Origin of the sequence: Stenotrophomonas sp. a6, assembly GCF_030913325.1 — a bacterium.
GTDB classification, from domain to species: domain Bacteria; phylum Pseudomonadota; class Gammaproteobacteria; order Xanthomonadales; family Xanthomonadaceae; genus Stenotrophomonas; species Stenotrophomonas maltophilia.
In genome coordinates this window covers 1,701,936-1,714,691 of the sequence record NZ_CP133161.1, presented here as the reverse complement: position 1 = coordinate 1,714,691, position 12,756 = coordinate 1,701,936, and the positions used below count along the sequence as shown (strand labels likewise).

The 12,756-nt window shown below is 65.8% G+C and carries 13 protein-coding genes and 3 tRNA genes; 12 read left to right on the top strand and 4 right to left on the bottom strand.

Features of this window, described 5'->3' with window-relative positions:
- Nucleotides 1-90 precede the first annotated feature (90 nt).
- Nucleotides 91-414, top strand: coding sequence for a ferredoxin FdxA (gene fdxA / locus Q9Q79_RS07995; RefSeq protein ID WP_005409054.1), 324 nt, complete (start codon nucleotides 91-93; stop codon nucleotides 412-414).
- A gap of 185 nt (nucleotides 415-599) precedes the next feature.
- On the opposite strand, the gene Q9Q79_RS07990 is transcribed toward fdxA, so the two are convergent.
- The gene (locus Q9Q79_RS07990) at nucleotides 600-1,115 is read right to left on the bottom strand and encodes a hypothetical protein (RefSeq protein ID WP_005409053.1); all 516 of its coding nucleotides are present in this window, start codon (nucleotides 1,113-1,115) and stop codon (nucleotides 600-602) included.
- Nucleotides 1,116-1,147: 32 nt separating this feature from the next.
- Nucleotides 1,148-2,041, bottom strand: a complete 894-nt coding sequence (dapA, locus tag Q9Q79_RS07985) for a 4-hydroxy-tetrahydrodipicolinate synthase (protein WP_005409052.1) — start codon at nucleotides 2,039-2,041, stop codon at nucleotides 1,148-1,150.
- Nucleotides 2,042-2,205: 164 nt separating this feature from the next.
- Here dapA and Q9Q79_RS07980 point away from each other — a divergent pair, with 164 nt between their 5' ends.
- The 10 genes from Q9Q79_RS07980 (at nucleotide 2,206) to Q9Q79_RS07935 (ending at nucleotide 8,115) form a co-directional block, all read left to right on the top strand.
- A complete protein-coding gene (locus tag Q9Q79_RS07980) occupies nucleotides 2,206-2,766 on the top strand; it encodes a glycine cleavage system protein R (protein ID WP_005409051.1) in 561 nt (186 codons plus the stop codon).
- Between the two features lie 92 nt (nucleotides 2,767-2,858).
- Nucleotides 2,859-3,338, top strand: coding sequence for a peroxiredoxin (locus Q9Q79_RS07975; protein ID WP_005412958.1), 480 nt, complete (start codon nucleotides 2,859-2,861; stop codon nucleotides 3,336-3,338).
- Nucleotides 3,339-3,422: 84 nt separating this feature from the next.
- Nucleotides 3,423-4,823: a PhoH family protein gene (locus Q9Q79_RS07970; RefSeq protein ID WP_005409049.1), complete on the top strand. Its 1,401-nt coding sequence runs from the start codon at nucleotides 3,423-3,425 to the stop codon at nucleotides 4,821-4,823.
- Nucleotides 4,820-5,326 carry a hypothetical protein gene (locus Q9Q79_RS07965; RefSeq protein ID WP_012479757.1) on the top strand — a complete coding sequence of 169 codons (507 nt, stop codon included), beginning with the start codon at nucleotides 4,820-4,822 and terminating at the stop codon, nucleotides 5,324-5,326. The genes Q9Q79_RS07970 and Q9Q79_RS07965 overlap by 4 nt, the downstream gene beginning before the upstream one ends.
- Nucleotides 5,327-5,338: 12 nt before the next feature.
- The gene (locus tag Q9Q79_RS07960) at nucleotides 5,339-6,007 is read left to right on the top strand and encodes a YoaK family protein (protein ID WP_012479756.1); all 669 of its coding nucleotides are present in this window, start codon (nucleotides 5,339-5,341) and stop codon (nucleotides 6,005-6,007) included.
- 64 nt (nucleotides 6,008-6,071) lie between these two features.
- A complete protein-coding gene (thiD, locus tag Q9Q79_RS07955) occupies nucleotides 6,072-6,881 on the top strand; it encodes a bifunctional hydroxymethylpyrimidine kinase/phosphomethylpyrimidine kinase (RefSeq protein WP_012479755.1) in 810 nt (269 codons plus the stop codon).
- The gene (locus tag Q9Q79_RS07950; RefSeq protein ID WP_012479754.1) at nucleotides 6,878-7,804 is read left to right on the top strand and encodes an alpha/beta fold hydrolase; all 927 of its coding nucleotides are present in this window, start codon (nucleotides 6,878-6,880) and stop codon (nucleotides 7,802-7,804) included. The genes thiD and Q9Q79_RS07950 overlap by 4 nt, the downstream gene beginning before the upstream one ends.
- Nucleotides 7,795-7,871, top strand: a tRNA-Arg gene (locus Q9Q79_RS07945). Before Q9Q79_RS07950 ends, Q9Q79_RS07945 begins: the two co-directional genes overlap by 10 nt.
- A 58-nt stretch (nucleotides 7,872-7,929) precedes the next feature.
- Nucleotides 7,930-8,006, top strand: a tRNA-Arg gene (locus Q9Q79_RS07940).
- Between the two features lie 32 nt (nucleotides 8,007-8,038).
- Nucleotides 8,039-8,115: transfer RNA gene (locus Q9Q79_RS07935), tRNA-Arg, on the top strand.
- A gap of 608 nt (nucleotides 8,116-8,723) precedes the next feature.
- On the opposite strand, the gene Q9Q79_RS07930 is transcribed toward Q9Q79_RS07935, so the two are convergent.
- Nucleotides 8,724-9,644 (bottom strand): LysR family transcriptional regulator, encoded by a 921-nt coding sequence (locus tag Q9Q79_RS07930; protein ID WP_005409044.1) that lies wholly within the window; start codon nucleotides 9,642-9,644, stop codon nucleotides 8,724-8,726.
- Nucleotides 9,645-9,784: 140 nt separating this feature from the next.
- On the opposite strand from Q9Q79_RS07930, the gene Q9Q79_RS07925 reads away from it, so the two are divergent.
- Entirely contained in the window at nucleotides 9,785-10,486 is a 702-nt protein-coding gene (locus tag Q9Q79_RS07925) for a pirin family protein (RefSeq protein WP_012479752.1), read from the top strand.
- Between the two features lie 44 nt (nucleotides 10,487-10,530).
- Here the strand turns inward: Q9Q79_RS07925 and Q9Q79_RS07920 are convergent, their stop codons facing one another.
- Complete coding sequence (locus Q9Q79_RS07920) at nucleotides 10,531-12,735, bottom strand: TonB-dependent siderophore receptor (RefSeq protein ID WP_201863894.1); 2,205 nt, start codon at nucleotides 12,733-12,735, stop codon at nucleotides 10,531-10,533.
- Nucleotides 12,736-12,756 lie beyond the last annotated feature (21 nt).

Here is a 12,756-nt window from a genome sequence, read left to right as displayed (position 1 = left end):
TGCCAGACGCCCGATTTCCGCCCCGCGCCGACAGCGGGGGCCAACCTGTTCTAGAATTGGCGGGTTCAGGAATCGATCCACCCCCAGCCCATGCCCTTTGTCGTCACCGAAAACTGCATCAAGTGCAAACACACCGATTGCGTGGAAGTGTGCCCCGTGGATTGCTTCCACGAAGGCCCGAACTTCCTGGTGATCGACCCGGATGAGTGCATCGACTGCACCCTCTGCGAGCCGGAGTGCCCGGTCAATGCGATCTTCCCGGAGGACGATGTCCCCGCCGGCCAGGAAGGCTTCGTCGCCCTCAACGCCGAGCTGGCGAAGGAGTGGCCGGTGCTGACCGTGCGCAAGGACCCGCCCGCCGACGCCGGCGAATGGGATGGCAAGCCGGACAAGCTGAAGCTGCTGGAGCGCTGAGAAGCGCCCACGGCGGCAACGAAAAGGGCGCCCACGGGCGCCCTTTTCTGTTTTCCGGTGAACGCCAACCGCAGAACCGGTATGCCAACCTCGCGATACGGCATGCCAACCTTGCGATCCGGTAGGTGCCAACCTTGGTTGGCACAGAAGCGCCGACCAAGGTCAGTCTCTACCAGAGGCAGCCCTTACTGGGCCAGCTTCGCCTTCAGCGCGGCGATCAGCTTCACCGGCGCTTCGGCGGTGGCCGGCAGGCCACGCGGGTCGACCGCGGAGATGTAGGCGCCGGCATCGACGGCGACCACGCGGACCAGGAAGTTGCTGCCTTCGTAGGCCACGTCATACGAGCCGAGCAGCTGGGCGCGGCTGGCGATGGTCACGCCCTCCACGCCTTCCAGCGCGGTACCGACCTTGGCGAAGGCTTCATCCTTGCCACCGGCGATGGTGAAACCGGTATTGCCAACGGCCGGAGCCGCAGCCGCCGGCGCCGCCGGCTTGGTGGCCGACACCAGCGCCGGCACCTTGTTGTCACCGGTGGTGGCCGGCAGGTTGAGGTCCGGCGGCACTTCCAGCGGACGCATTTCCGGGGCCAGGGCATAGTCGCCCTTGACGCCACGCTTGAAGCAGCCGGTGGTGCCGGCGGCAACGGCCACCGCAAGCAGGGCGTAGGACAGCACGCGGACAGTGGAAACGGATTGACGCATGTGAATCTCCTGGGTCAGACCAAGACGAAAGGTCAGTGGCTGGAAAGGGCTTCAAGGGCGGCGATGTCGCCGGCAAGATGGTCGGCGGCCGCGTGGTGCGGCGCCGACAGCGGCAGCAGCGGCAGGCGCAGGTCATGGCCGATGCCGATACGGCGCAGCAGCGCCTTGACCGGAATCGGGTTCGGTTCAACACCGCAGAAATCATGGAACGGCTGCAGGCGCGCATCCCAGGACTCGGTGGCTTCGTGGTCATGGGCGGCGGCCAGCTCGCACATGCGGCGGTAGGCGCCGGGCAGCACGTTGGAGCCGACCGAGATCAGGCCGTCGATACCGGCCCGGATCGAACGCGCGGCCGTACCGTCGTCGCCGCTGAGCACGGCGAACTGCGGGCTGCGCAGTGCGAGCAGCGCCTGCACCCGGCCGGTGTCGCCCACCGCCTCCTTGATGCCGACGATGTTGGGGTGGCTGGCCAGTTCGGCCACGGTCTCCGGCTGCATGTCGCAACCGGTACGGCCGGGCACGTTGTACAGCACGACCGGCAACCCGCCCTGGTCGGCGACCGCACGATAATGGGCAATCAGGCCGGCCTGGGTCGGCCTCACGTAGGGCGGGGTGACCACCAGTGCATGGCTGGCGCCAAGCGCGGCCGCACGACGGGTCTGTTCGATGGTTTTGGCGGTACCGGACAGGCCGGTGCCGGCCATGACCGGGATGCGGCCGCCAATGCGTTCGACCGCGCTGGCCAGCAGCAGGTCGTACTCGGCATCGGTGAGGGTTGCCGCTTCGCCGGTCGAGCCGGCAACGACAACGCCATGGACGCCACCTTCCAGTTGCAGGTGCAGCAGGCGCTGCCAACCGTCGGGATCGAGGGCGCCGTCGGCCCGGAACGGGGTCGCCAGCGCGGTGATGAGGCCGGAAAGGGACAAGGACGTGCTGCTCTTGGCTGGAAAGGGAAAACGCCCGCCACGAAAGGCCGGGGGCGACCTGAATGTTACTTGCGGCGCGAAAGCACGGGCAAGTATGCTGGACACCGGTGGATCCCCGCCTCTGGCGGGCATTCAGACTAACGCATGCATTACCCGGAATCGCCTTGACCGACACCACCCCGCGCCCCGCGCCGAGCGAAAACCACCTCCTGATCAACGCCTATACGACGCATCCGGAGTCCCCCCTGCTGTCCGTCACCCGCCGCATCGCCGACAGCGGCTGCAATCTGGTGGACGCACGCCTGGCCACGGTCGGCCGCGATGTCTCGGTCACCGCCCTGGCCACCGGCTCCTGGGACTCGGTGGCCAAGCTGGAGGCGATGCTGACCCGGCTGGAGCGCGAGGAAGGCCTGAAGCTGGTCTGGTACCGCACCGCGGCCAAGCAGGCGCAGTCCAACCTGCTGCCGTACATTGTCGAAGTGATCGCCGCCGACAAGCCGGGCATCCTGTTCCAGCTGGCCGATTTCTTCGACCGCCAGGGCATCACCATCGAGAACCTGCAGAGCACGCGCTACCGCGCCATGCAGACCGGTGCGGAAATGTTCAGTGCTCAGGTCACCATCGGCGTGCCGGCCAACATGCACATCGCCGCGCTGCGCGACGATTTCCTTGAGTTCTGCGACCACCTGAACCTGGACGCGATCATGGACCCGATGAAATTCTGATTGGGAGTGCGGATTTTTCGCGCGCCTCTCACGGGCGCGTGGCGTTTCATGCAATTGTCGTAGAAACAACCCAGGCTCGACAGAAGGACCTCATGAACAACGGCGATACCCTGGACAGCACCACCCTTTCCCTGCCGCTGGCGCTGTCCGGTGGCGACCAGGCCACTCTCGGCGACTATGCCGGCCAGTGGCTGGTGCTGTACTTCTACCCCAAGGACAGCACTCCCGGCTGCACCACCGAAGGCATCGACTTCAACGCCCTGCTGCCGAAGTTCAAGAAGGCCGGCGCGGTCGTGCTCGGCGTCTCTCGCGACTCGGTGAAGTCGCACGACAACTTCTGTGCCAGGCAGGGCTTCAACTTCCCGCTGGTCAGCGATGGCGACGAAGCGCTGTGCAGCGCCTTCGACGTGATCAAGATGAAGAACATGTACGGCAAGCAGGTACGTGGCATCGAACGCAGTACCTTCCTGATTTCCCCCGACAGCCGCATCGTGCAGTCCTGGCGCAAGGTCAAGGTTGCCGGCCATGCCGATGCCGTTCTCGCCGAACTGAAGGCCTCCCAGTCCAAGTGAGTCCCACTGCCTACTGTGTCTGCCATCACCCTGCCCCGCAGCAGGCCGTGGTGGTTTTTCCCTGTCCGTAACCAGGAATCGACGATGACCCGAGGCAAGCGCATCTACGTGCTGGATACCAACGTGCTGATGCACGATCCGACCGCGCTGTTCAAATTCGAGGAGCACGACATCTACCTGCCCATGCAGGTGATCGAGGAGCTGGACAACGGCAAGAAGGGCACCTCCGAAGCGAGCCGCAACGCCCGCCAGGTGAGCCGCTTCCTCAACGAGCTGGTGCAGGAATCCGGCCTGGACAACCTGGCCGACGGCATTCCGCTGCAGCGCCCCAACGGCCTGCAGCTGCGCGGCAAGCAGAGCGCCGGCAAGCTGCGCTTCCAGACCAGCCACTTCGACGCGGGCAAGAGCTTTGGCAAGGTCATTCCCGACAATGCCATCCTTGGCGCGATCCTGGCGCTGAAGGAAGAAACGCCGGACCTGCCGGTGGTGTTCGTTTCCAAGGACATCAACCTGCGGATCAAGGCCGCCATCGCCGGCATCGTGTCCGAGGACTACGAAAACGACCGCGCGCTGGACGATTTCAGCCTCCTCTACACCGGCGCCACCGAGCTGCCGGAAGACTTCTGGAAGCGCCACGGCGACGACCTGCGCAGCTGGAGCGACAAGGGCCGCAGCCATTACGAAATCCAGGCGCAGGACGGCGAGGAGTGGTACCCGAACCAGTACGTCTACCTGCCCGGCGAAGACGAAGTCGAACTGCGCGTCAGCCGCGTGGTCGGCGACGGCAAGGTAGTGCTGTCGCTGGTCGATGATTTCCGCCACGGCAGCCACGCCGTCTGGGGTATCAGCGCGCGCAACCGCGAGCAGAACTTCGCGCTCAATGCACTGATGGACCCGGAGATCGACTTCGTCACGCTGCTGGGCACCGCCGGCACCGGCAAGACCCTGCTGGCGCTGGCTGCCGGCCTGGCGCAGACGATGGACCAGCAGCGCTACCGCGAGATCATCATGACCCGCGCCACGGTCAGCGTCGGCGAGGACATCGGTTTCCTGCCGGGTACCGAGGAGGAGAAGATGACGCCGTGGATGGGCGCGCTGACCGACAACCTGGAAGTGCTCACGCACAACCAGGAAGGCGGCACCTGGGGTCGCCAGGCCACCAACGACCTGCTGGCCAGCCGCATCAAGATCCGCTCGATGAACTTCATGCGCGGCCGTACCTTCCTGTCGCGCTACCTGATCCTGGACGAGGCGCAGAACCTCACCCCGAAGCAGATGAAGACGCTGATCACCCGTGCCGGCCCCGGCACCAAGATCGTCTGCCTGGGCAACGTTGAGCAGATCGACACCCCGTACCTGACCGAGACCACCTCGGGCCTGACCTACGCGGTGGATCGTTTCAAGAACTGGCCGCATAGTGCGCACATCACCCTGCGCCGAGGCGAACGCTCGCGCCTGGCCGATTACGCTTCGGAGGTGTTGTGAACCGCTGCACCCGCCTGCTGCTGCCCACGGCTGCGATCACCCTCGCAGCCGTGCTCGGTGCCTGCACCACCACGCGCGGCCCGGCCAGTGTGCCGACCGCCGAGCGCACCGGGCAGTCCTGGGTGGTCACCCGCCCGATCATCGCCGCGCAGGTGCTCGACACCTGCTCGCGCGCCAGCCCCGGCCGCGAGCCCGGGCGGGTCAGCGGCTACTGGGCACCCAGCCGGCAGCAGATCGATCAGCTGGAGGCACAGCTGTCGTCGCTGGAGGCACAGGTACCGAAGGTGCTGGACTTCGACCGCCAGTACGTCGGCATCGAAAGCGCCGGCAAGCGGCTGATCTACGTCAACGCCTTCCACCTGCCCGACGACAGCGGCATCAATCCGGCACGCGAAGCGATCCGCGTCTGTGACGGCGGCACGCAGTTCTGGGGCGCGGTGTTCGACCCGGCCAGCAACACCTTCAGCGAGCTGCAGTTCAACGGCGGCTTCGGCGGGCCCTGAGGGGCCCCGCCGATGGGAATACGCCTGCCCACCTGGGTCTGGATCGGCGCGGTCGCGCTCTCGTGCGTGGCCGGCATGGTCAACGTGGTCGGCTTCCTCGGTTTCGAGCACCAAGCGGTCAGCCACATGACCGGCAGTACCAGCCAGTTGGGCATGGCGCTGGCGCAGGGGGACTGGCGCGCCGTCGGGCACCTGTGGGGGCTGCTGATCGCGTTCTCGCTGGGTGCGATGCTCAGCGGCCTGCTGATCCAGGACAGCGCCCTGCAGCTGGGCCGGCGCTATGGCGTGGCGCTGGCACTGGAATCGGCGCTGCTGCTGGTGGCCATTCCACTGTTCGAACAACATCAGATCTGGGGCGCACTGGCCGCCGCCATGGCCTGCGGCCTGCAGAACGCGATGGCCACCACCTTCAGTGGCGCAGTGGTGCGCACCACCCACCTCAGCGGCATGTTCACCGACCTCGGCATCGGCCTCGGCCACCTGCTGCGTGGGCTGCCGCTGCAGGTACGACGGCTGACCCTCAGCGGCCTGATCATCAGCGGCTTCCTCGCCGGCGGCATCCTCGGCGCCTGGCTGTTCATGCGCTGGCAGTACGACGCCCTGCTCGCCCCCGCCCTGCTGACTGGCCTGACCGGGCTGGGTTATGTGCTGTACCAGCAGTGGGCGCGTTGGCGGCATTGAATCAAGGACATCCACGCATGGCGTGGATCTACCTTCCCCTGCGGGACCACGGCACAATCAACCGATGAGCCCGACCACTCCCGTTTCCGCCCTCACCATCGCCGGCTCCGACTCCGGCGGTGGCGCCGGCATCCAGGCTGACCTCAAGGCCTTCGCCGCACACCGCGTGCATGGCCTTTCCGCGATTGCGGCACTGACCGCGCAGAACACCCGCGGCGTCATCGCCGTGCACGTGCCACCCGTCGAGTTCCTGCGCGCGCAGCTGGATGCCTGCTTCGACGACTTCGACATCCACGCGGTGAAGCTGGGGATGCTGGCCAACGCCGAGGTGATCAATGCCGTCGCCGATGCATTGGAGCGCCATCGCCCGCCACACGTGGTACTGGACCCGGTGATGGTCGCCACCAGTGGGGCACGCCTGCTGGAAGACAGCGCATTGCAGGCCATGCGTGAACGCCTGATCCCGCTGGCCACGCTGATCACCCCCAATACGCCGGAAGCAGAACTGCTGGTCGGCCGGAAGATCAGCAACGGCGAAGACGCAGAACAGGCCGCCTCGGCCCTGCTCGACCTCGGTGCCGGCGCAGTGCTGCTCAAGGGTGGCCACCTGCATGAGGGCAATCGCGTGATCGATCGCTACTTCGACGGCGTCAGCAGCGAAGAATTCATCCACGCACGCCTGCCCCTCGATGCTCATGGCACCGGCTGCACGCTGGCCTCGGCCATCGCCGCGCAGTTGTGCAACGGCTTGAGCCTGGCCAATGCCTGCGAAGCCGGTATCGACTACGTTGCACGCGGCCTGCAGCAGGGCTATGCCCCCGGCCGCGGCGAGGTGCTGGTGCTGGATCACTTCGGCGCGGCACCACACGCATGAGCCTCACACCCGACATCCTTGCCGTGCAGTGCGCTGATGGCCATCGCTTCGAGGTGATCGCCTGCGTGCCCGCACAGCCCATCGCACGCCTGCTGTGGCTGCCGGCACTGGGCGTGGCGGCGCGCCACTACCTGCCACTGGCTTTGGCGCTGGCGGCGAAGGGCGTGGCGGTGTACCTGCACGAGTGGCGCGGCAACGGCAGCAGTTCGCTGCGCCCATCGCGCACGCAGGACTGGGGCTATCGCGAGGTACTCGAACAGGATCTGCCGACCAGCCAGGCCGTCCTGGCCGCAGCGGATGACGAAGGCGACGCCCTGCCCTGGATCATCGGCGGCCATAGCCTGGGCGGGCAGCTGGCCTGCGTGCATGCCGGCCGCAACCCGCAGCGCTTCAACCGGCTGTGGCTGGCCGCCAGCGGCTCACCGTTCTGGCGCGGATTCCCACCACCGCGTGGCTGGCTGCTGCCGCTGGTCTACCGCTTCCTGCCGTGGATCGCACAGCGCCAGGGCGTGCTGCATGGCCGTCGCCTCGGCTTCGGTGGCACCGAAGCGCGCGGGCTGATCGCCGACTGGGCGCGCGTCGGCCTGAACAACCATTACGCCGCCGTCAGCATGGACGAAGACCTCGATGCGCAGATGGCGCGTGTGCATGGCAGCGCACAGGCGGTGCTGATGGAGCACGACTGGTTGGCCCCCACCGGATCGATGCAGACGCTGCTGGCGAAGCTGCCGAATGTGGACGCGCAGCTGCGCGTGCTGTCCGCGCAGGAACTGGGCACGCGCGCCGATCATTTCGCGTGGCTGAAGGCCCCTGATGCCGTGGCTGACAGCTTTTTCATTCAGTTGGATGAAAATTTTCACAAAACTGTTGACGGTACGCGCCGACATCCGCATAATTCCGCTCCTGTCGCAGGGCGCCCGTAGCTCAGTTGGATAGAGTACCTGGCTACGAACCAGGCGGTCGGGAGTTCGAATCTCTCCGGGCGCACCACTCGACAGGTTTCCAGCATCCGCCGCTGGAAATGCAGTAAAATTTGATTGTGTACCGCGCGCCCGTAGCTCAGTTGGATAGAGTACCTGGCTACGAACCAGGCGGTCGGGAGTTCGAATCTCTCCGGGCGCACCATACACAGTCAGCACAACAAGTTCATGTAATTGGCGCCCGTAGCTCAGTTGGATAGAGTACCTGGCTACGAACCAGGCGGTCGGGAGTTCGAATCTCTCCGGGCGCACCATTACACCGAAACAGCAGGCCTCGGCCTGCTGTTTTTTTATGTGTGTTTTTCGGCAGGGCTGTGCCCTGCACCCTGGTAGTGCCGGCCGCTGGCCGGCAACCTCAACGGCAACGGCAACGGCAACGGCAAAAGCTGGCATTCCGTGGGCTGGCGGGGCGGTGTCGGAGTGCGGGGACGCCGCAAGTACGTCCATGTAGGCTTGGCAGCCGCATCCATGCGGCTGACACCCCGCACTCCGACACCGCCCCACCTCTGACAGATTTCCGCGATCTGATGGATCCACGCCATGCGTGGATGAATCTCCATCGAGTTCGAACATTTCGACAATTGATCGAAGAGCATCCACGCATGGCGTGGATCTACCGTGTCGACCAAGGTCGACACCTACCAGAGCAGTACGGCGTTCCGACAGATCGCGGAAACTGTCGAAGGCGGGGTGGGTCCGGTTGCGGGAGTGTCCGCGGCATGGATGCCGCGGCCAAGCCCCCAAGGACGGGTTTACGGCGTCTCCCGCAACCGGACCCACCCCGCCATCCCTCAGGAAACCAGCTTCTGCTGTTGCTGTTGCTCTGGATCGTAGCGGGTGCAGGGCGCAGCCCTGCCAAACCCTACCCCCTGGCCATTGCCTGCCACCACTGCGACAGCAGCTCCGGCCTGCGCAGGCGCTCGCGCCACCAGCGCAGTGCGGCGCCATCCTCTCCGGTGCGCCAGGCCAGCCAGAAGGTCTCTTCCGGCTTGTGTTCCTCCACCTCACGGATCACCAGCTGGCCGCGCGCCACCGCAGCGCGCGCACACGGTTCGGGCAGGAAACCGAATCCCACGCCTTCGCACTGCAGCTTCAGTTTGCTGGCCATGTCCGGCACCGTCAGCATCTCCTGCCCCATCAACAAGCCGACCGTGCGCGGCAGCAGCCTGCGCGCGGAATCAGAGACCGCGATCGCGCAGTGCTCGACCAGCTGCTCGCGACCCAGCACACCCGGCACTGCGGCCAACGGATGACCGGGCGCGACCGCGAACACGAACTCCACCGTGCCCAGCGGCTCGACCACGTAACCACCGCCACTGGGGCCCTCACCCGGCGCGCCGACCAGCAGGTCGGCACGGCGGTCCAGCAGGGCCTCCCAGGTGCCGGACAGGGCCTCGCCGATCAATCGCAGCCGGGTCGGTGCCTCGGCCTCACGAAACGCGGCGATATCCGGGCCGAGCAGCCAGGTCGGGAACACCGAATCCACCGCCAGCGTCAGTTCGGTCTCCCAGCCCGACGCCACCCGGCGCACCCGCAGTTCCAACTCGCGGGCGGCGCGCAGCAGGTGCCGGCCCTCGTCCAGCAGCGCGCGGCCGGCCTCGGTCGGTTCGGCGCGCGGGCCGACCCGGTCGAACAGCTGAACACCCAGGTCCTCCTCCAGCTTGGCCACGGTGTAGGAGATGGTCGAGGGCACTTTGTGCAGGGCCTTGCCGGCGCCGGCAAACGAGCCGCGGCGGTCGATGGCATCCAGGATCTGCAGGGCATCGAGGCTGAGCTTGAGCATTCGAATTTTTCGATGATGGACGTCAAAACTATCCGTTTTTCAAACCCCGGGCGCAAGCGGATACTTCTCTCCAACGGGGAAACACAGCGGCTACTGGCCCACCCCGCCCCATCGAAACCATCGAACAAGGAGATTCCATCATGCTGCAGATCCGCAAGAGCGCTACCCGTGGCCTGGCCGAGCATGGCTGGCTGTCCTCGCGCCATACCTTCTCCTTCGCCAACTACTACGACCCGCGCTACGTCAGCTTCGGCCCGCTGCGGGTGATCAACGAAGACAAGGTGATCGGCGGCCAGGGCTTCGGCACCCACGGCCACAGCAACATGGAAATCATCTCCTACGTGCTGGGCGGTGCGCTGGAACACAAGGACTCGATGGGCACCGGCTCGGTGCTGCGTTACGGCGACGTGCAGCGCATGAGCGCCGGCAGCGGCGTCACCCACAGCGAGTTCAACCATTCCGCCGACGATACCGTGCACTTCCTGCAGATCTGGATCTTCCCGGACACCGAGAACATCACGCCGTCGTACGAGGAGACCCACTTCGCACCGGAGACCAAGCGCGGCCAGCTGCGCCTGATCGCTTCGCCGGACGGTGCCGACGGTTCGCTGCGCATCCACCAGGATGCCCGCATCTTCGCCACCATCCTCGATGGCGGCCAGAAGCTGCACCATGCGCTTGGCAACGGTCGTGGCGCCTATGTGCAGGTGGCCCGTGGGCAGCTGCAGGTCAACGGCATCACCCTGGAAGCCGGTGATGCGCTGCAGGTCAGCGACGAAGCCCAGCTGACGCTGGAAAACGGCAACGATGCCGAAGTGCTGGTGTTCGACCTGCCGCTGTAACCACATCGCCCGCGATGCTGCAGAGCATCGCGGGCGCATCTGCGTCAGAACCTGTAATTCAAGCTCAACCGCACGTTGCGCGGCTCACCCCAGGTGTAGGTGCTGTACCAGTTGAAGATCGTGTAGTAACGCTTGTCGAGCAGGTTGTTGACGTTGACCGTGGCCGACAGGCGATCGTTGAACTGGTAGCGCGCCATCGCATCGAGCAACCAGTACGGCTGCGTGCGATGCACCACCTTGGCCCGCGTGGCCGGGTTGGTGATCTCGCCGAAAGTCGAATCCTGCCAGCGTGCGCCACCACCCAGCGTCAGCGCCTGCCAGGCGCCACGCAGACGGTAGCGGGTGTGCAGGCTGAACTGGTTCTCCGGTTCCAGCGTGGTCACCTTGGTGCCCGCCTGGCGGGCAATCTTGTGGGAGAACCCACCCTGCACCTGCCAGCCCTCGGCCAGCTGACCCGACATTTCAAGCTCGTAACCCTTGGTGCGCACGCCCATCAAGGCGCGGTAGGCATCCAGGCCATCCGGTGTCTTGCCGCCGGTGGGCTGGGCGAAGTTGTCCTGATCAAGCTGGAACAGCGCCGCACTGGCATTGAGGCGTCCATCGAAGAACTCGGCCTTCAGGCCAACCTCGTAGCTGCGGCCCTCCAGTGGATCCAGTGCCTTGCCCTGCTCGTCACGCTCGCCCTGCGGCTTGAAGATGGTGCTGTAGCTGGCATACACCGAATAATGCTCGCCGAGGTCGTAGACCACGCCGGCATAGGGCACATGGACACCGGTCTCTCGCGTGTCCGGCGAGCGGTAACTGGCCAGGCGGCTGCCGACGATCAGCTTCAACGGATCGGCCAGATCGAAGCGGCCAACCACGTACAGCCCATTGTCGCGGGTCACTTCATTGTTGTCATAGGTGCGCTGCCACTGCGGTTCGGCAATGTCGCCATTCCAGGTCCTGTAGTCCGGCACGGTATCCGGGAACCCCGCCTGCGGGCCGTAGCCGGTATTGGTCCAGCGCTTGCGCGAGGCACTGCCACCGACCACCAGCTCATGCTCTCGCCCGAACAGGCCGAAACGCCCGCTCACATAGAAGTCGGCGGCATTGCTGACGGTCTTGCCAACGTACTTGCCGAGCCACAGGCTGACGCCCTCGCCGGTCAACGGATCAGGATTGCCGGCAGCGGCACCGGCCAGTGCGGCGTCATAGCCGTTGACCTGGTGGTTGAGCTGCAGCTTGGCAATCCAATCGTTGGCGAACGTGTGCTCCAACGTGGTGAAACCGGTACGCACGTACTGGCGCCAGCCGGCCCATTGCGCACCATTGTTGAACGAGCGCGGCATGCGGTTGAAGTTGCCGGCGCTGTCCAGCAGCGGAATGCCGCCCCACGTCGACCCCTTCGGGTCGCTGTCCATCACGTCGCCACCGACCGACAGCAGCGTGCGATCGCCCAGATCGGCTTCCACCACGGCATAGCCGACCTTGCTGGTGCGCTGGTAGTTGTCCAGGTTGGAGTGCTTGTCTTCCCAGGCACCCACGGCACGGCCACGCACGCGGCCATCGGCAGTCAGCGGGCCACCCACATCGAGCTCGGCGCGGTAGTCGTCCCAGCGGCCGACACCCAGTGAGGCGCTGCCGGCGAAGTCCTTGCCCGGCTTCTTGCGCACCAGGTTGATGGTCGCACCCGGATCGCCCATGCCGGTCAACAGGCCGGTCGCGCCCTTGAGCACCTCGATGCGGTCGTAGATGGCGGTATCGCTGAGCGTGTTGCCGGCGGAGTACGCCGAATTGCGCGACATCGGAATGCCGTCGTACTGGAAGTTCTGGATCGCAAAGCCGCGCGCGTAGTACTCGGTGCGTTCGCTGTCGTAGGTGACGATGCTGATGCCGGGGGTCACCCGCATCACGTCGTCGATGCCGTGCAGGCCGAAGTCATCCATCTGTGCGCGGGTGATCACGCTGATGGTCTGCGGGGTCTGCCGTGGCGTCAGCACCAGGCGGGTCGCGGTGGCAATAGTGCCGGGCGTATAGGCGCCGCTGCCCTCGGTGATGGTACCGAGCAGGTTGGCCGTGACCTGCACGGTCTGCAGGGTCTGTGATGCAGGCGCCTGCGAATCCTTGGCTGGATCCGTACTGGACTGCGCAACAGCAATACCGCTGCTGCCCAGAGCAGCGATCAGCAAACCCCGGGCCAGCGCCTGCGGCAACGCGCGGCGACGCGGCAAGGGGGACGGCGTATGGACAACAGGCACAGACAGCACGGCGGGACCTCCACGATAGGG

What these genes read in the sequence shown, in the direction of transcription:
- fdxA (WP_005409054.1), top strand. Translation starts at nt 91, where the DNA reads ATGCCCTTTGTCGTCACCGAAAACTGCATCAAGTGCAAACACACCGAT.
- Q9Q79_RS07990 (WP_005409053.1), bottom strand. Translation starts at nt 1,115, where the DNA reads ATGCGTCAATCCGTTTCCACTGTCCGCGTGCTGTCCTACGCCCTGCTT.
- Q9Q79_RS07975 (WP_005412958.1), top strand. Translation starts at nt 2,859, where the DNA reads ATGAACAACGGCGATACCCTGGACAGCACCACCCTTTCCCTGCCGCTG.
- Q9Q79_RS07970 (WP_005409049.1), top strand. Translation starts at nt 3,423, where the DNA reads ATGACCCGAGGCAAGCGCATCTACGTGCTGGATACCAACGTGCTGATG.
- Q9Q79_RS07960 (WP_012479756.1), top strand. Translation starts at nt 5,339, where the DNA reads ATGGGAATACGCCTGCCCACCTGGGTCTGGATCGGCGCGGTCGCGCTC.
- thiD (WP_012479755.1), top strand. Translation starts at nt 6,072, where the DNA reads ATGAGCCCGACCACTCCCGTTTCCGCCCTCACCATCGCCGGCTCCGAC.
- Q9Q79_RS07950 (WP_012479754.1), top strand. Translation starts at nt 6,878, where the DNA reads ATGAGCCTCACACCCGACATCCTTGCCGTGCAGTGCGCTGATGGCCAT.
- Q9Q79_RS07930 (WP_005409044.1), bottom strand. Translation starts at nt 9,644, where the DNA reads ATGCTCAAGCTCAGCCTCGATGCCCTGCAGATCCTGGATGCCATCGAC.
- Q9Q79_RS07925 (WP_012479752.1), top strand. Translation starts at nt 9,785, where the DNA reads ATGCTGCAGATCCGCAAGAGCGCTACCCGTGGCCTGGCCGAGCATGGC.